Genomic DNA, 17985 nt, shown 5'->3' with positions numbered 1-17985 from the left:
TAGACCAATTATAAGTTAATTCTAGTAAGTGTTGCACTTGGGTTGACAATTCGGGGAATTTTTTTACTGCTAACACAAACAAAATAATAAAAATGACGTAGTTTAAATATAGCGGCCCAAAAAAGAACAACCTAATAAGTCGCTTAACGCAAAAAAACTAACGATTGGAGATATATTTTGCAATTTCTTCTATTATACAGCTTAATCTTTTGTTTTGGTGCTAGTTTGGCGTCTGGTTTATTTTTATGCGCTCAGCGGCTTTGCGATAATCAATCAGTCATCTTTCCACGTTCACATTGTTCAACTTGCCAGCATACACTAGCCTGGTGGCAATTATTACCAGTACTCAATTATCCTCTTCTGCATGGTCACTGCTATTATTGCAATGCGACAATTCCAATTACCGCCTGGGTGGCAGAAATTATTGGTGGTTGCTTAGGATTGTTTACTTGGCTAACGACAACATCCAATCAGCAATTATTAACCATGAGCATTTTATTTGCCGGTCTCTTCTTATTTAGTTGGATCGACATTCGGCAACAACTCCTATTTCCAATTTTGTTTATTCCCTGGCTCTTACTCATGATACTACTTAATCCGACAACGCTTTTTTTCAGCGACGCTATTTTTTTTGCCGCTGGTCTCGGGTTATTTGCTTATTACTCGCATGGCCTTGGTAGTGGCGATGTGGCGTTATTAGCTAGTCTAACCCTACTACACGGTGTAGCTGCAAGTAGTCACATATTGCTATTTGGTTGCTTACTTGCGCTTATTGGCTATCCAGTGTTTAAGCATCGCCGCTTGCCGTTTATTCCCTACCTAAGCTGCGGTGTTTGGCTTTATTATTTGATCTAAGACCACAAAAAAAGATACCCCAATTGGAGTATCTCAATTATATTCATGCAGTAAACGCACGGAATAGTTGGTACAACAACACAGCTGAACAAATGATCACAACGACAACATTGGATAATAGTGTAAAGACTTCATTCATGGCAAAATGATCCACGTCCTCAATGCGCTCCCCTTTACGGCGAATTTTCACATTAAAGTAACATCCCGCTGAAATCAATAACCCAGCGAACGGAATAATGAACAGCGCATTTTTATTAATAAGCAGTCCATCCCCCATTGGAACCTGACTGGATAGCAATGGTGACGTTAAGGTGATAATCATTAAGGGAATAAAAGAAATGAATTCCGTCCAACCGAATCGATGGTAAGCAAGCTCGTGGGCCCATTTTGGTAAACCAGCAATTGTTTTTTGATTGCGGTGCATATTGTCTAAAATTGCAGCAACGTTTTTTTGTGCAGCGGCCTCAGCTTGTGGGCTAGCCGGTTGTTTATGTTTACTCATAATCTAACCCCCGTTTTCATCTCACATACGCTTATGATACCTTATTCAGACGATTTTAGGCACATATAACTAAAAAATCTGCCGTAATTGCCGACAGATTTTCAAAGTAGCCCTGTTAGCTTAGTTGTTAGCTGTAGCAGCTTGAGCAGCTTCTTCTTCAGCCATTTTAGCTTCGGACTTTAAAGCTTGGCGATCAGCAATCTTAAAGAATGGGAAGTAGATAGCGCCGCCAATCACAAAGTTAACTAATTGTAAAACAGCACCAGATAGATGACCTGTAGCCAGCCACCCAGAGATAATTGGTGGTGTTGTCCATGGTACGGCGACACCCATCGTCCTGGCAACTAAACTAAATTTCATTGAATAGTATGTGACAACAACCGTGACCAGCGGAACAATGATGAATGGAATGGCCATAATTGGGTTCAAGACAATTGGCATCCCAAACATAATTGGTTCGTTAATATTGAATAATGCAGGTGCACCGGCCAATTTACCAATGGCTTTCAAGTTGGCTGACTTAGCTAAGAATAACATCATTAAAGCTAAGGAAATCGTTTCACCAGAACCACCGGCATGAACAAAGTTATCAACGAACTGTTGGTTAACAATGTTTGGAATAGCTTTATGCGCCTTAACTGCATCAGCATTTTGTGCCATCTGGCCTAACCAAATCGGTGCCATGATGCCGCCGACAACGTTAGCACCGTGAATCCCAAATAACCAAAGGAAGGAAACAAAGAATTCAGCAACTAATGCGCCCCAGACAGAGCCCCCAACTGCAGTCAAAGGTTTTGTCAAGATAACTGTGATCACATTAGGAATCGTTTCGAAGTAAGTGAAGCTAATACCTAAGCGGATCAACCACATAACGATAATAACAACGAACCCAGGAATCAGTGAAGAAAAAGCATTTCCGACTGCAGGTGGTACAGTATCTGGCATATGGAACTGCCAATTTTTATGCATCATCCAGACGTAGAAGTCAGTGATGAATAACCCAATCAGTAAGGCTTCAAACAACCCAACTGAACCAAGTTGCGCTAATGGTACAAAGGCCGCACCAGTCTTGTCGATCGTTAGCGGAATTGTTAACATGAATGCCCCTAACGCAATCATGCTGGCAGCTAACGGATCAACATCCTTGTACGATTGTGCCAAACGATAAGAGATCCCAATAACGGCAACCATCCCAATAATTGAAAAAGTCGCATTGGTCGCCCAACCAACCACTGTTGCCCAATTAGGACCGAAGACAGACGTCATCCAAGTAAGATAGGCTGGAATTGGAAAGTTACTAATGATCATGAACACAGACCCAATAATGATCAGTGGCATAACTAACGCAAACCCATCCCGTAATGCAACTAGATGACGTGAAGAAGCAATCTTACCAGTAAGTGGTATTAATCGATCTTGCACAAAGCTGGACTTCTTCTCGCTCATATAAATACCCCCATTTTTTGTTACCCGTAATTTTATAAATGGCAATTTACTCAATAAATTAAAATTGATCACGGGTAACATTATTATTGAAATGTGCGAATTGAACGCGCTTTCAACGTAATTAAATGTACCACCAGTAGAAATAGTTGTATATACTTTTACCGACAATTAGAAAATGTACTGTACAAAAAAATATGTTCCATAATTGGAACATATTCCGTTGCTTTAAAGATTAAGTGGTCGCCATTTTACGATAGGTTTGTTGCGCAATTTGTTCAAGTAAAAATACAACGGGCAGCTGGGTTCGACATGTAGCCCTGCACATCTTGTATTTGGGGCACATTATACGTAATATCAAAGTCTGCTAATTGAGCCAACGTTGAATAAGCATCCGCTGTAATTGCTAATGTACTTGCCCCATGCTCTTTATAGAATCTTGCTTGCTGCAACACTTCTTCAGTTTCCCCTGATACTGATAACAAAATCAGCAAACTATCACTAAAGTCGCGGTTAGTCCCAGGTGGTGTACGAAAAGGATCAGCTACAGTCAACGTATAAATTCCATAATTGGCAAACAAGCGTCCACCATATTGGGCTAAGCTGCCACTAGTCCCCAAGCCAAAAAAGATAGTTGTTCCGGCAGTGGCCGCCATCGTTGCAGCGCGCTCAATTTGATGATTAAAATGATGATCACTTAATTGTTCAAAGAATTGTTTGATTGGTGTTAGATCCTGCAGTTTTGGCTGGATTGCTTCTTGTTGATGTTGCTGTTTTAAAGCAAATTTAAATTCAGAAAAGCCACTATAACCAACTTTTTTGAGAAAACGCAGAATCGTTGTAGCTGAAACGTGACTTTGTTCAGCCATTTGGCGAATGGTCAGTCCTTCAACATCGCGGGGATGACTAATAATGAATTTATAAACCGTCATTTCAAGCTGATTAAGAGAACGAACCTCTTGGTATGAAAACATGCTATCACCTTCTGCTTTATAAATTAAAAGTAATTGGTACGGCTTAAATTGACTTTAGCTTAATTGAATATTGGTAGGAACAAGTTCCATATATTGGTGCCAATATTGTTGATTAAATGAAAATAAGGCAGCCGCTGCCGCCTTACCTTACTCGTCCAGCTAGCTAACACTTAAATCCGCGCCATTAGTTGCCACTACTTTTTGGAACCAGTAAAAGGAATCTTTACGTGAGCGCTGCAATGTGCCTTGACCTAGATCATCTTGATCAACATAAATGAAGCCATAACGTTTTGCCATTTCACCTGTACTTGCTGAAATTAGATCAATGTGTCCCCATGGTGTATAGCCAATCAAATCAACACCATCTTCAACGACGGCTTTTTCCATTTGTAAAATATGGTCATGGAAATAGTTAATTCTGTATGGATCATGGACGCTACCGTCCGCCTCAAGCTTATCATGAGCACCAAAGCCATTTTCAACAATAAACAATGGCTTGTGCCACCGATCAGTCATCCAGTTCATCCCGTAACGCAAGCCGACAGGATCAATTTGCCAACCCCAATCAGATTTTTCAACGTACGGATTACTAACCAAATCGTTAGCTTCATCATAAACAAAATCAGGATTTTCTTTTGTTGCCTTAGTTACAAACGACATGTAATAGCTGAACCCAATATAATCTGCGGTACCAGCCTTTAAAGCCGCCCGATCAGCAGCAGTGATATCAATTTGAAAATCATGTCGTTGCCAATACTTACTTACCCAAGCCGGATAAGTTCCAAGTGCCTGCACATCCCCATAATAGTAGCGCGTTTGCATCGCACGTTCTGCCATCATAATGTCGGTTGGCTTAGCCGTCAGTGGATAAATTGGACACATGGCCAGCATCGCCCCAATTTGAAAATCAGGATTAATTGCATGGCCTAATTTAACGGCTAACGCACTTGCCACCATTTCATAATGTGCTGCCTGATACATCGCCTCTTCCCAATTCGCCGCGTCATCTAATTGCAAACCTGAATTCTGCAATAACGGATGTGGATCACGCCAGTTGGTTTGATTATTGATCTCATTAAATGTCATCCAATACTTCACTTGATGCTGATAACGTTTAAAACAAACCTCAGCAAAACGGACAAAAAAGTCGATCAATTTACGATTGGACCACCCACCATAGGCTTTAACTAGATGATATGGCATTTCAAAATGGGACAAGGTCACTACTGGTTGAATACCATTTTTTAAGCATTCGGTAAATAAATCATCATAAAATTTCAAGCCAGCTTCATTAGGTTCAGTTTCGTCACCATTAGGAAAAATACGCGTCCAAGCAATTGATGTCCGGAAACACGTCATCCCCATTTCGGCAAACAGCTTTAAGTCTTCTGGATAGCGGTGATAAAAATCAATTCCCCAATGATTAGGATAAACTTCGCCAGGTTGAACACCATCAGTAACTCGGCGTGGCACACCGTTAGCACCGGCAGTCATGACATCGGCAATACTGACACCCTTACCGCCTTCTTGCCAACCACCTTCTAATTGATGCGCCGCAACCGCACCACCCCAAAGAAAATCTTTAGGCATTGTCATTCCTTCACTCATACTCATACCTCCGCAATGTTATCAAGAATTATTTCAATTATTAGTGTTTACACTATGACTTGTTTAAAATAAGTTTGCCTTATCACCATTTAACTATTGCCCAGCACGACCTCCGATTTATTACCAATGTGCCTTATCTTACCTATAAATAAAGTTATGCTAAAAAGTAAGATTTTGGTGCGCCACTAGCAATTTTATGTTAGCATCAGATGAAGCGGTTGCAATCATTGTGATAATTTTTCGCTTAAACTGATTAATACACGTCAAATAAGCTAAAATAGTTGACATCTCAACCGCTTTCATTACAATGAAAGTATAACTCGTAGGTACCAATTTTACAAGTACCATTAAATTTTTCAATTGGGGTGATAACCGTGTACCACGATATTGCAGATGACATTACAAAATCCATTAATGAAGGGCTCTTTGATAAGAAGCTGCCCACTGAAGTTCAACTGATGGCGCGCTATAACGTCAGTCGCAACACGATCCGTAAAGCAATTGATCTTGTGTATCAGAAAGGATTACTACGGCGCGTTCAAGGCAGTGGCTATTTTGTCAACGACATTAGCTTAGCGGAAAAAACCGTGATCAATTTATCCGTCGGCGCGGGCCAACCACTGCATTTCGCTGATGGTAAATTAATATCAAAAGTGATCACCTTTGATAAAATCTATGCTGATGCTGCTCTTGCTCGCCGAATGAGTATTAAAAATGGTAGTGAACTTTATCGCGTCATCCGCTTACGTTACTTAAACAATATTCTGTACTGCTTGGAACAAGCCTACTATGTTCGGAGCGAAGTCCCGTTTCTATCGGTTGACAGCGTTAATCAGTCCATTTTTTCCTTTCTGCGCGAAAATTACGGCATTAGCGCTAATAATAGTGAGGATTATATTTCATTGGAAAAGTTGACCCCAGAAGATGCTGCGTTATTAGAATTACCTGCTGGCACACCAGCCTTAGCGATGAACCAGCTAAATTTTTACGGCAATAATATTATTTTCAACTGTTCCACAACGATTTACGTCTATCCAGGGTTAAATTTCTACTTCCATTCCGCAAATTTAACCAGTAATTAGACATAAAAATAGAGGCACAGCATACTTTATCTATGCTGTGCCTCTATTTTGCGAACACACGTCTTCGCTTACTATTTCAAACCTAAAAAGGATCTGAAAAAATGCTAACCTTTAAAGTACCAACTGCCCTAAAACAAAATGCCCAAGTCAATCGCTCCCACAATGCCGAAAATATTTACCGCCAATTGACACGAACAACTATCAAAATTGCTGGCCAGCGCTATCCACGTCCATTGGGAAAATTTAGTAATTTTTTTGCGCGCTTATGGATGATCAGTAACGGGAAAAATAATAATGTCACACTAGATTTCCAGCCTCAGCAAATTGATTTATACAATGATCAAGGTCAGCAATTTACCAGCGCTTTTCCAGGCTACATGAACGGGATTCAACTTGGCGTGTTGCGCAGCGCTAGCCCAGGTGCCATCAATCCGCTTAATAATTTAAATTTCTGGTTATTTTTGTTGATCAGCACACACAATCATGATTTTTATTGTGTCAATCAAGACATACGTGTTGTACCAGCTTTAGTCCGCTGGTCCGCTGCCAATCAAATCCCTTGCGAAGATCTTTTTCAATTAGAACGGCGCTTGCAGACCGCACAAAACTATTCAAAATTTTTAGAAGACTTAGCAGTAGATTATAATCAGTTGGCGACAGACAACCATTACCCCACGTTAGTTGCTGATCTAGCGGCTATTTACTGGGAATAGCTAAATGGCCAGATGTTGATGCGCTACCTGTTCTAAAATTCGCGCTACGCCGTCACGATCATGATCGACCGTTTCACGCCAAGCAACTTTTTTAACACTGGGAATTGCATTTGCCATCGCCACCCCGTAACCAACATCACGAAGCATTTCCAGATCGTTTTCATAATCGCCGAAACACATGAAATCGGCCATATCTAAATGCGCGTACTTGGCCACTACCGCTAGCCCTGCTGATTTATCAATGCCTGGGGCGGTGGCTTCATAGAAAAAGCGGCCTGAACGTACAAAATGTAGCGGTAGCTTTTTTAAATCCTTGGCTGCTTGCCGAACGCCCAACAAATTATGTTGAGTCATGTTGATCGTAAATTTATAAAATTGCGTCGTTGTTTGTGACAATTCATGCTCTAAATCCACTAAACCAGTAATCTGCCGGTTGTGCGTATCTGGTTGATTGCGGGTACTTTGTTCTTGTGCAGTACCTGGCTCATACACCAACATATCTTCTAACCCGCAAATACACATTCGAACCTGCCACTGCACCGCAATTTTAAAAGCCTGCATAATTAATTCTTTAGGTACTGCTGTTGCTTGTAATTGTTGCTTATCGGGGCCATAAATCACAGCCCCATTTAAGCATACCCGGTAACCCGGCACTTTTAATGTTTCCCGTAACAACTGATCAACTGTCGGCAATGTTCGTCCAGAGCAAATCGCAATTTGCGCACCTTGAGCACTCATTTCACGAATTGCGCGTTGATTAGCCGGTGATACCTGACTTTGATCATTGAAAAGTGTCCCGTCTAAATCAGTTCCAACCAAAGAAATCATATTTTATCCCCACCATTTTTACTTTGAATACGAATATTATCGCTAAACCTTCTGTATCTTTCTTATTTTAAGCTAAGTTTGAAGCGGTTTCCAGTCTTTAGTTCAGTTATGCCAAAACAAAAAAGCTTGATCAACAGCATTAAACTGTCGATCAAGCTTTTTTTACTTCGATTGCTTGTTATTGTCGTTAGCCATCTTCTCTTCTAAATCACTGATCGAGTAGACGTTTTGTGACACAGCATTGACCCCTTTTGGTTCCATATGACGATACTTCGCCATACCAGTACCAGCTGGGATGATTTTACCGATGATAACATTTTCCTTCAAGCCAAGTAATGGATCATTCTTACCACGAATAGCAGCATCAGTTAAGACACGTGTTGTTTCCTGGAAGGAAGCGGCCGATAAGAAACTATTAGTTTCCAAGGCTGCCTTAGTGATCCCTAACAAGACAGGACGGGAAGTGGCTGGAATGCCACCAGCAACCAAGGTCTTGTAGTTCTGACGTTTGAAGTCAGCAATGTCCATTAAAGTCCCTGGTAAGATTTCCGTATCGCCTGGATCCATGATCCGAACCTTACGTAACATCTGCCGAACCATAACTTCCATATGCTTATCAGACACTTCAACACCCTGTGAACGATAGACACGTTGAATTTCACGCAACATGTAAATTTCAGTTGAAAGACGATCACGGACTTGTAATAACTGTTTAGGATCAATTGAGCCACCAGTTAAAGCGCCACCGCGATGGATATAATCGCCTTCCTTAACACGAACACGCGCTGTAAATGGCACGCTATAAGTCCGTGTATCAGTTTCACCTTGAACCGTAATTTCCTTAGTATGATCAGCTGGATTTTCATCAATACCGGTGATTTCACCAGTAACTTCAGTAATCGTTGCTAAACCTTTAGGATTACGAGCTTCCATGATTTCTTGCACACGTGGCAACCCTTGGGTAATATCACCACCGGCAACACCACCAGTATGGAAAGTACGCATAGTCAACTGAGTACCAGGTTCACCGATTGATTGAGCAGCGACAGTCCCAACTGCTTCACCAACTTCAACCGTTTCACCAGTTGCCAAGTTACGGCCATAACAATACTTGCAGACACCATGTTCTGTGTTGCAAGTGAAGACGGAACGGATCGTAACCGTCTTGATCCCAGCATCAATAATTTGTTGCGCAATAACTTCATCGATCATCTTATTCTTAGCAACAATTTCTTCACCCGTTTCAGGATTGAAGATTGATTTCATCGCGTAACGACCTAATAAACGATCATAGAATGGTTCGATGACTTCATTACCTTCCGTGATTGCAGAAATTTCCAAACCACGATCAGTACCACAATCCTCTTCACGAATAATGACGTCCTGCGCCACATCGACCAAACGACGAGTCAAGTACCCTGAGTTAGCGGTCTTCAACGCCGTATCGGTCATCCCTTTACGGGCACCATGGGTTGAGATAAACATTTCCATGACGGATAAGCCTTCACGGAAGTTAGAAATGACTGGCAATTCCATGATTTGACCATTAGGTGCGGCCATCAAGCCACGCATACCGGCTAACTGTGTAAAGTTAGACACGTTACCACGGGCACCAGAATCACTCATCATAAAGATTGGGTTATTGGCAGGCATGTTATCCATCAGTCGTTTCTGAATCTGATCTTTAACGCCATTCCAAACACCGATAACTCGTTGATAACGTTCTTCGTCAGTAATCAAACCACGACGGAACTGTTTCGTGATCGTTGCCACTTGTTTATGGGCATCGGCCACCAAAGCTGGTTTTTCTGGTAAATCTTTGACGTCATCGACCCCAACGGTGATCCCAGAATTAGTTGCTTGGGTGTAACCTAAAGTCTTCATCCGATCAAGCAATTCAGACGTTTCAGTTACGCGATAAACATTAAAGACTTGGGCAATAATGTCAGCTAAGAAACCTTTGCTAAATGGTGAAATTAAATCACGATCAGCTAACAAAGCTTTAATATCAGTACCAGGTTCAACGAAGAACTTGTTATCGATACCTTCCATCAAGTTACCGTTAGTTGGTTCATTCAAGTAAACAAGGTCCTTAGGTAGGATCTCATTAAACATGACTTTACCAACAGACGTTATCATAACTTCTGAGCGTTGTTCTGGTGTAAATGGTTTGTCTGGCAAAGAATTAGTTGCTAAACCGATCCGGGTATGCAATTGCACATAGCCGTTTTGTAAAGCCATCAACACTTCGTTGCTATCTTTGAAGATCATCCCTTCGCCGATCACGCCAGCTTCTTCTGTTGTTAAGAAATAGTTACCTAGTACAACGTCCTGTGAAGGTGTTGCAATTGGCTTACCATCTTTTGGTGCCAAGATATGGTGTGCTGCTAACATCAGCAAACGTGCTTCTGCTTGCGCTTCATCAGATAAAGGTACATGGATCGCCATCTGATCACCATCAAAATCGGCATTGTAAGCTTCACAAGCTAATGGGTGCAAACGAATTGATTTGCCGTCAACTAAGACAGGTTCAAATGCTTGGATACCCAAACGATGCAATGTAGGTGCGCGGTTCAACATAACTGGATGTTCCTTAATAACGTCTTCTAAAACATCCCAGATATCGTCATCACGCCGATCAATTTTCCGCTTAGCATTCTTAATGTTAGACGCTAATTCGCGCTTAACTAATTCATGCATCACGAATGGTTTGAATAATTCCAACGCCATTTCACGTGGTAAACCACATTGATAGAATTTCAAAGTTGGCCCGACATCAATAACCGAACGACCAGAATAATCGACACGCTTACCTAACAAGTTCTGACGGAAACGACCTTGCTTACCCTTTAACATATGGGAAAGTGACTTTAATGGTCGGTTACCCGGACCAGTAACTGGACGGCCACGACGACCATTATCGATCAATGCATCAACGGCTTCTTGCAACATCCGCTTTTCATTTTGCACGATAATATTTGGCGCATTTAAGTCCAATAAACGCTTCAACCGATTATTCCGGTTGATGACCCGCCGGTACAAATCATTCAAGTCAGAAGTGGCAAAACGGCCACCCTCCAACTGAACCATTGGCCGTAAATCAGGTGGAATAACTGGAATGGCATCCATAACCATCCAGCTAGGTTCGTTCCCTGATTGACGGAAAGCTTCTAAGATGTCCAAGCGACGAACAGCACGTGTCCGTTTTTGGCCTTGAGCAGTCTTCAAATCTTCCTTCAATTCACCGACTTCTTTTTCAAGATCAACATCGTTTAACAATTCTTTGATTGCTTCAGCGCCCATGGCAGCCTTGAAACCTTTGCCATATTCGTCATACTTTTCACGATATTCACGTTCAGTCAGTAATTGTTTCTTTTCTAAGACGGTGTCACCAGGATCGATAACCACGTATGATGCAAAGTAAATAATTTCTTCCAAAGCACGAGGGCTCATGTCTAAAACTAAGCCCATCCGGCTAGGGATACCCTTGAAGTACCAGATATGTGAAACAGGGGCAGCTAATTCGATATGGCCCATCCGTTCACGACGTACTTTAGAGCGAGTAACTTCAACCCCACAGCGATCACAAACAATTCCCTTATAACGGATTCGTTTGTATTTACCACAGGCACATTCCCAGTCTTTGGTCGGTCCGAAAATGCGTTCGTCGAACAAACCATCACGCTCTGGTTTTAATGTCCGGTAGTTGATTGTTTCTGGCTTTTTAACTTCGCCATAAGACCAACTACGAATTTTATCGGGAGATGCCAAACCAATCTGCATACTCTCAAATTTATTGACGTCTATCACTTAGCTGACCTCCTATTTGTTGTCGCTGTCGCCGCTAGCGTTAGCTGCTTCTTCAGCGGCTTTCTTTGCTTTTTGCGCTTCTTGTTCTTTAGCGAACTTGCTCAAAGCATCAACACTAACGACTTCATCGTCTTCATCGTCCATATCGCGCAATTCAATTTCTTGATCGTCAGCATCTAAGACTTTCATATCAAGCCCTAAGGATTGTAATTCTTTAACCAAGACACGGAATGATTCCGGTACGCCTGGCTTAGGAATTGGTTCACCTTTGACAATGGCTTCGTAAGTTTTAACACGACCAACCACGTCATCAGACTTGTACGTCAAAATTTCTTGTAAGGTATAAGCAGCACCGTAAGCTTCAAGGGCCCAAACTTCCATTTCACCAAAACGCTGGCCACCAAATTGTGCTTTACCACCTAATGGTTGTTGCGTAACTAGTGAGTAAGGTCCGATTGAACGAGCATGCATCTTATCGTCAACCATGTGGGCTAACTTCATGTAATACATAACCCCAACAGAAACCCGGTTAGCAAATGGTTCGCCGGTACGGCCGTCATATAGAACTGACTTAGCGTCATCGTCCATGCCGGCTTCCTTAACAGCTGACCAAATATCTGAATCTTGGGCACCATCAAAGACAGGTGTTGCGACATGGATACCTAAGTTCCGCGCAGCCATCCCTAAATGCAATTCGATCACCTGACCGATATTCATACGAGAAGGTACACCCATTGGGCTCAAGCAGATATCAACTGGCGTGCCATCTGGTAAGAATGGCATATCTTCTTCAGGAACCACAATTGAAACTGTCCCTTTGTTACCATGACGGCCGGCCATTTTATCACCGACTTGGATTTTACGTTTCTGGGCAATATAAACCCGGACCATCATGTTAACGCCTGGGGATAATTCGTCGCCGGCTTCACGAGTGAAGATCTTGACATCTTGAATAATACCGCCACCACCATGAGGAACCCGGAGTGAAGTATCACGGACTTCACGCGCCTTTTCACCGAAGATTGCATGTAACAAACGTTCTTCAGCAGAAAGCTCTGTGACCCCTTTAGGTGTGACTTTACCAACTAATAGGTCGCCATCCTTAACTTCAGCACCGATGCGCACGATCCCGAATTCATCGAGGTCTTTCAAGGCATCTTCCCCGACGTTAGGAATTTCACGAGTGATTTCTTCAGGTCCTAATTTCGTATCACGTGCTTCTGATTCGTATTCTTCAATATGAATTGAAGTATAAGCATCTTCGCGAACTAATTTTTCGGATAACACAATGGCATCTTCATAGTTGTACATGTTCCAAGTCATGAAGGCAATGATTGGGTTTTGACCTAAGGCTAATTCCCCATTTTCCATGGCTGGTCCATCAGCTAAAATCTCGCTAACATCAATGTGATCGCCTAATTTAACAATTGGCCGTTGGTTGTAACTCTTACCTGAGTTTGACCGCCGGAACTTCATTAAATCGTATTTATCTAAAGAACCATCTTCACGCCGAATCCGAACTTGCTTAGCATCAACGTATTCAACCGTCCCTGCATGCTTGGCAACAACAGCAGTACCTGAGTCATGTGCTGCCTTATATTCCATACCAGTACCAACTAATGGTGAATGTGGATTGATCAATGGAACAGCCTGACGTTGCATATTCGCACCCATCAAGGCACGATTAGAATCATCGTTTTCCAAGAAAGGAATGCAGGCTGTAGCTACGGCAACAACTTGTTTAGGCGAAACATCCATATAATCGACCCGATCAACAGGGATTTCCAAGTTATCTTCTTCACGCCGTGCCAAAACAGTATCATCAACAAAAGAACCGTCTTCGTTTAGCAATGAGTTAGCCTGGGCAACAACATAGTTATCTTCTTCATCGGCAGTTAAATAGTCGATTTTATCAGTAACTTTATGTGTATCCCAGTCAACACGCCGGTATGGTGTTTCGATGAAGCCATACTTGTTGACAACGGCATAACTAGCCAAACTATTGATCAAACCAATGTTAGGACCTTCAGGCGTTTCGATTGGACACATACGACCATAATGGGTATAGTGCACGTCACGAACTTCATAACTAGCCCGATCACGCGTTAAACCACCAGGGCCTAAGGCAGACAGACGACGCTTATGCGTTAATTCGCCTAATGGGTTGGTCTGATCCATAAACTGGGACAATTGTGAAGAACCAAAGAATTCTTTGATCGATGCAACAACTGGCCTAATGTTGATCAATTGTTGTGGTGTTACTGTACTTGTATCTTGAATTGACATCCGTTCACGGACGACACGTTCCATCCGGGATAAACCAATGCGGAATTGATTCTGCAATAATTCACCAACGGAACGAATACGACGGTTACCTAAATGATCAATATCATCAGTCGAGCCAATACCATCTTGTAGATTCAAGAAATAGTTGATCGATGCGATAATATCAGCTGGGCGAATGTGCTTCCAAGCCAATTCAATATGACCGTTACCAATGATTGGTACAACATCTTCAGGGTTGCGTTTTGATTCAACCTTGATACTTTGTAAAATCATTGGTTCAGTAACTGCGGCTTCATCAGATGGGGTATAAGTTGTAGTCATGAAATCTTCGCGGTCCAAATAAGGACTCAATTTTTCCATAACTTTACGATCAACGACATCACCCTTTTGCGCAATAACTTCACCAGTATCAGGATCAGCTAATGTTTCCGCTAATGTTTGGTTCAATAAACGGGTCTTCAAAGATAATTTCTTATTGATCTTATAGCGGCCAACAGCAGCTAAATCGTAACGTTTTGGATCAAAGAAGCGCGCATTCAATAAGCTACGTGAACTATCAGCGGTTTTAGGTTCACCAGGGCGTAGTCGTTCGTAGATATCTTTTAAGGCTTCTTCAACACGAGAATCGTCCGCATTCTTATGGACATCCTTCTCCATGGTTAGCATTAAGCTTTCGTTATTCCCTAACATCCCAATAATATCGTCATCTGAACCAAACCCTAAGGCACGGACCAATTCGGACATTGGAATCTTACGTGTCCGGTCGATCCGGACATAAGAAATATTTTTGGCGTCAGTTTCTAATTCCAACCAAGCACCACGGTTAGGAATCACCGTTGTACCAAAAATCGTGCGACCATTTTTATCAACTTCACTATTGTAATAAACGCCAGGTGAACGGACTAACTGGGAAACAATAACCCGTTCAGCACCATTGATAATGAAGGTCCCTTGGTCGGTCATTAATGGAAAATCACCGAAGAAAACGTTCTGTGACTTAATTTCGCCAGTTTCATGGTTAGTTAAGCGTAAAGTAACATGTAAAGGTGCCGAATAATTGGCATCATGTTGCCGTGCTTCTTCTACTGTATACTTGGGTTCTAATAATTCATAATCAACAAATTCTAAGGACAGATTGCCAGCGAAATCATCAATTGGCATGATATCGTTGAACATTTCTTTCAAGCCTTCGTCCAAGAACCAGTTATACGAATTACTTTGAATCTCGATCAAGTTAGGCAGATCTAAGACTTCTTTAATTCGTGAATAACTACGACGAGTGCGGTGTTTACCGTATTTAACTAAATGGCCTGCCAAATTGTTCACTCCTTCTATGGTTTCTGTAGTGCCTACACGTAATATGACATTTGTATTACAAATATTAAATAAAAATTACATTTGCTAATCTGAGCCGTTTTTTGGCAAAAAAAAACCAAAAATAGGACGCCATCATACGATATTTGTCGACTACTTTTGTTTTTTTCTATATATGCCGCCCACGGACAATAGATCGCAGGCTAGACTATTCTACAGTTTTTAGCAACTTCTTATCTTACACGCCTATTGCTACTTTGTCAACCGCTTAGTTCAACGTTGCTTGCGAATCATGTCGCCAGCTTTAACAGGCTGCTTCACTGGTAGTTTGCAAACCATCATCGCGTCTGGTGCTCGGTACAAAATATCGTTGTCTTGATCCCATAAACGTTCAACTGTTTGTTCAATATGCGTAAAATTAGGGCCATAAAACTCAATTTTATCACCGACACCAAAATTATTTCGTTGTTGCACAATGGCAATCTGATGTTCCGCGTCGTAATCTAGTACTTCACCAACAAAGCCATACTGGGGCCGCTTACGCCGCTTGCCGAATAACTCATCGTCTGCGGTCGGCGTTCCATAGTAAAAGCCTGTAGACATTTCACGCTGAGCGACTTTCCATAATTCATCGACCCAAGCACGTTGCAACACATAATGATCAGGATCAGCACAATAACTATCAACAGCTTGACGATAAACGTTAGCTACTGTGGAGACATAATGAATCGACTTCATCCGTCCCTCAATTTTAAAACTGTTAACCCCTGCTTCAACTAAATCAGGAATATGCTCGATCATCGCCATATCAACAGCACTCATTGAAAATGCTTCTTCATTTTCTAGCTGTGATTGTTTTTGACCAGCAGCATCCATTTCAAACAGATCATACTTCCAACGACAGTTTTGGGCACAACCGCCCCGATTAGCATCACGCATTGACATGTGGTTGGACAAAACACAACGCCCAGAATAGCCAATACACATTGCACCATGGATGAAAGCTTCAATCTGCACATCAGTGTGGCGCCGCATCTCCTTGATTTCTGCAATGCCAACTTCACGGGCTAAAACTACTCGCTCCAAACCTTCCGCCTGCCAAAAATTTAACGTTTCATAATTGGTAGCTGACGCTTGCGTGGACAAATGGACTGGTAGGCCTGGCGCTTCGGTAATCGCAATTTCAATCAAAGATGGATCGGATACGATCACCGCACTAATACCAATATCGCGTAACGTGCGGAAAAATTCACCCGCACCAGCCGTATCACCTTCATGAGCGACAATATTAGCCGCCACGTAGACTTTAGCATTATGTGCCGCGGCGTACGCCACACCTTCACGCATTTGATCAAATGAAAAGTTGCCGGCACGTGAACGTAGGCCATAAGCATCGCCACCAATATAAACAGCATCCGCACCATAATCAATGGCGACTTTTAACTTTTCCAACGTTCCCGCTGGTGCTAGAACTTCTGGTTTATCTGTAATTACTCGCATATTATTGCACCTCACTTGGATCAACATCATAAAATCCTGTATCTAAGCCACGACTAGCCGGTTGCTGTGCGACTACTGCATTACTAAGCGTTTCTACCAACTCTGGTGTCCACGTATCAGCAGATAACGCTTGCTTGGCCTGAACAAATTGCTGAGCAATCGTCACAAATTCTACGGCCCCAGCAAATAAACCGTCTAACTTCCAATTAACTAAGCCTAAATCCTGTAATTGAGGTAACTTAGTCATTAAATTTAAATCGTTGTTAGCAAACAAATGCGTCCCATTAATATCTTCATAAATTGAATAATGGGTCTCTGGCTTATGTGGCGCTGAAACAAACAGACCACGCTGCCGATCTGCTCGATCTTGATGCTCCCGGACAAAACTAAAGTAGTTATGAACCAGTGGCCGTCCAGACTGATGAATACAGGTTGCCCCATAGACTTGAACTTCAGCTGGGATCGTTAGTTCTGGTGCCAGTGCTGTCAATTCACCGTAAGGCACTTCACGAGCTAAAACAGCGCCACTCGCACCATGTTGCGCCCAAAAATTAATTTGCCGCGAACTTGTCATTAATACCTCACTATCATAAATATACTGTAATGGTAGCTTGGCTTGCTGTAACAGGTAAACAACTCCGGGGTCGCCCACCGTAATTTGATCGACACCTAAATCAGCCAAAAATTGTAAATAGTCACCGACTTTGCTGATCCGGTCATTATGCATCAAGGCATTGACCGCCACCGTTACCTTTTTTCCAGCTTGATGAACTAGATCAACCAATTCAGTCAGTTCAGGCCGTTCAAAGCTATGTGGCAGACGAAGGCCAAAATAATCTTCACCTACATATAAAGTATCAATTCCTGCAGCCAACAGTTGTTTTGCTTGCTCAAGCGAAGCTGCAGTTGCAATCAAGTTAATCAAAAAATTCGCTTCTTTCTCTCATCATCTGCCTTCCAGCATACCACAGCCACAATCAAAATAGAATTAGGCGTTACCACTATTTCTCGCAAAAAAAAAAGGCTCTATACTTTATCCTGTTGATAGATTGCTCAAAGTGGTAATCTAT

At 42.1% G+C, this 17985-nt stretch carries 12 protein-coding genes; 3 read left to right on the top strand and 9 right to left on the bottom strand.

Translation table 11 applies throughout. The annotated features are described in order from the left end of the window. The first annotated feature begins 177 nt into the window (after positions 1-177). The gene (locus EKM80_RS12840; RefSeq protein WP_125553834.1) at positions 178-855 is read left to right on the top strand and encodes a prepilin peptidase; all 678 of its coding nucleotides are present in this window, start codon (positions 178-180) and stop codon (positions 853-855) included. Between the two features lie 43 nt (positions 856-898). Here the strand turns inward: EKM80_RS12840 and EKM80_RS12835 are convergent, their stop codons facing one another. The 4 genes from EKM80_RS12835 to EKM80_RS12820 all read right to left on the bottom strand — a co-directional run bounded on the left by EKM80_RS12835 (position 899) and on the right by EKM80_RS12820 (position 5382). Continuing rightward, positions 899-1357, bottom strand: coding sequence for a hypothetical protein (locus tag EKM80_RS12835; RefSeq protein WP_125553832.1), 459 nt, complete (start codon positions 1355-1357; stop codon positions 899-901). A 120-nt stretch (positions 1358-1477) separates the two neighbouring features. Beyond that, positions 1478-2803, bottom strand: coding sequence for a PTS cellobiose transporter subunit IIC (celB, locus tag EKM80_RS12830; protein ID WP_125553830.1), 1326 nt, complete (start codon positions 2801-2803; stop codon positions 1478-1480). Between the two features lie 275 nt (positions 2804-3078). Continuing rightward, on the bottom strand, positions 3079-3774 hold the full coding sequence (locus tag EKM80_RS12825) for a MurR/RpiR family transcriptional regulator (RefSeq protein WP_225418886.1): 696 nt from the start codon (positions 3772-3774) through the stop codon (positions 3079-3081). 159 nt (positions 3775-3933) lie between these two features. Beyond that, positions 3934-5382, bottom strand: a complete 1449-nt coding sequence (locus tag EKM80_RS12820) for a 6-phospho-beta-glucosidase (RefSeq protein WP_125553828.1) — start codon at positions 5380-5382, stop codon at positions 3934-3936. Positions 5383-5756: 374 nt separating this feature from the next. Here EKM80_RS12820 and EKM80_RS12815 point away from each other — a divergent pair, with 374 nt between their 5' ends. Together EKM80_RS12815 and EKM80_RS12810 are read left to right on the top strand one after the other, a co-directional pair. Further along, positions 5757-6464, top strand: a complete 708-nt coding sequence (locus EKM80_RS12815; RefSeq protein ID WP_125553826.1) for a GntR family transcriptional regulator — start codon at positions 5757-5759, stop codon at positions 6462-6464. A 101-nt stretch (positions 6465-6565) separates the two neighbouring features. Beyond that, complete coding sequence (locus EKM80_RS12810; RefSeq protein WP_225418885.1) at positions 6566-7177, top strand: hypothetical protein; 612 nt, start codon at positions 6566-6568, stop codon at positions 7175-7177. On the opposite strand, the gene EKM80_RS12805 is transcribed toward EKM80_RS12810, so the two are convergent. The 5 genes from EKM80_RS12805 to EKM80_RS12785 all read right to left on the bottom strand — a co-directional run bounded on the left by EKM80_RS12805 (position 7178) and on the right by EKM80_RS12785 (position 17840). Then, a complete protein-coding gene (locus EKM80_RS12805; protein ID WP_125553824.1) occupies positions 7178-8005 on the bottom strand; it encodes an HAD family hydrolase in 828 nt (275 codons plus the stop codon). Positions 8006-8167: 162 nt separating this feature from the next. Next, positions 8168-11815 carry a DNA-directed RNA polymerase subunit beta' gene (gene rpoC / locus EKM80_RS12800; RefSeq protein WP_125553822.1) on the bottom strand — a complete coding sequence of 1216 codons (3648 nt, stop codon included), beginning with the start codon at positions 11813-11815 and terminating at the stop codon, positions 8168-8170. 12 nt (positions 11816-11827) lie between these two features. Continuing rightward, positions 11828-15418 (bottom strand): DNA-directed RNA polymerase subunit beta, encoded by a 3591-nt coding sequence (gene rpoB / locus EKM80_RS12795; protein ID WP_125553820.1) that lies wholly within the window; start codon positions 15416-15418, stop codon positions 11828-11830. Positions 15419-15688: 270 nt separating this feature from the next. Beyond that, complete coding sequence (locus EKM80_RS12790; RefSeq protein WP_125553818.1) at positions 15689-16915, bottom strand: peptidase U32 family protein; 1227 nt, start codon at positions 16913-16915, stop codon at positions 15689-15691. A gap of 1 nt (position 16916) precedes the next feature. Then, positions 16917-17840: a peptidase U32 family protein gene (locus tag EKM80_RS12785; RefSeq protein WP_125553816.1), complete on the bottom strand. Its 924-nt coding sequence runs from the start codon at positions 17838-17840 to the stop codon at positions 16917-16919. Positions 17841-17985: the final 145 nt, after the last annotated feature.

Origin of the sequence: Loigolactobacillus jiayinensis, assembly GCF_003946445.1 — a bacterium.
GTDB classification, from domain to species: domain Bacteria; phylum Bacillota; class Bacilli; order Lactobacillales; family Lactobacillaceae; genus Loigolactobacillus; species Loigolactobacillus jiayinensis.
The sequence above is the reverse complement of the archived record's forward strand: the minus strand, read 5'-3'. Positions and strand labels throughout refer to the sequence as shown.

Coding starts and splice junctions, on each gene's coding strand:
- EKM80_RS12835 (WP_125553832.1), bottom strand. CDS start 1,357: ATGAGTAAACATAAACAACCGGCTAGCCCACAAGCTGAGGCCGCTGCA.
- celB (WP_125553830.1), bottom strand. CDS start 2,803: ATGAGCGAGAAGAAGTCCAGCTTTGTGCAAGATCGATTAATACCACTT.
- EKM80_RS12805 (WP_125553824.1), bottom strand. CDS start 8,005: ATGATTTCTTTGGTTGGAACTGATTTAGACGGGACACTTTTCAATGAT.
- EKM80_RS12810 (WP_225418885.1), top strand. CDS start 6,566: ATGCTAACCTTTAAAGTACCAACTGCCCTAAAACAAAATGCCCAAGTC.
- EKM80_RS12820 (WP_125553828.1), bottom strand. CDS start 5,382: ATGAGTGAAGGAATGACAATGCCTAAAGATTTTCTTTGGGGTGGTGCG.
- EKM80_RS12790 (WP_125553818.1), bottom strand. CDS start 16,915: ATGCGAGTAATTACAGATAAACCAGAAGTTCTAGCACCAGCGGGAACG.
- EKM80_RS12825 (WP_225418886.1), bottom strand. CDS start 3,774: ATGTTTTCATACCAAGAGGTTCGTTCTCTTAATCAGCTTGAAATGACG.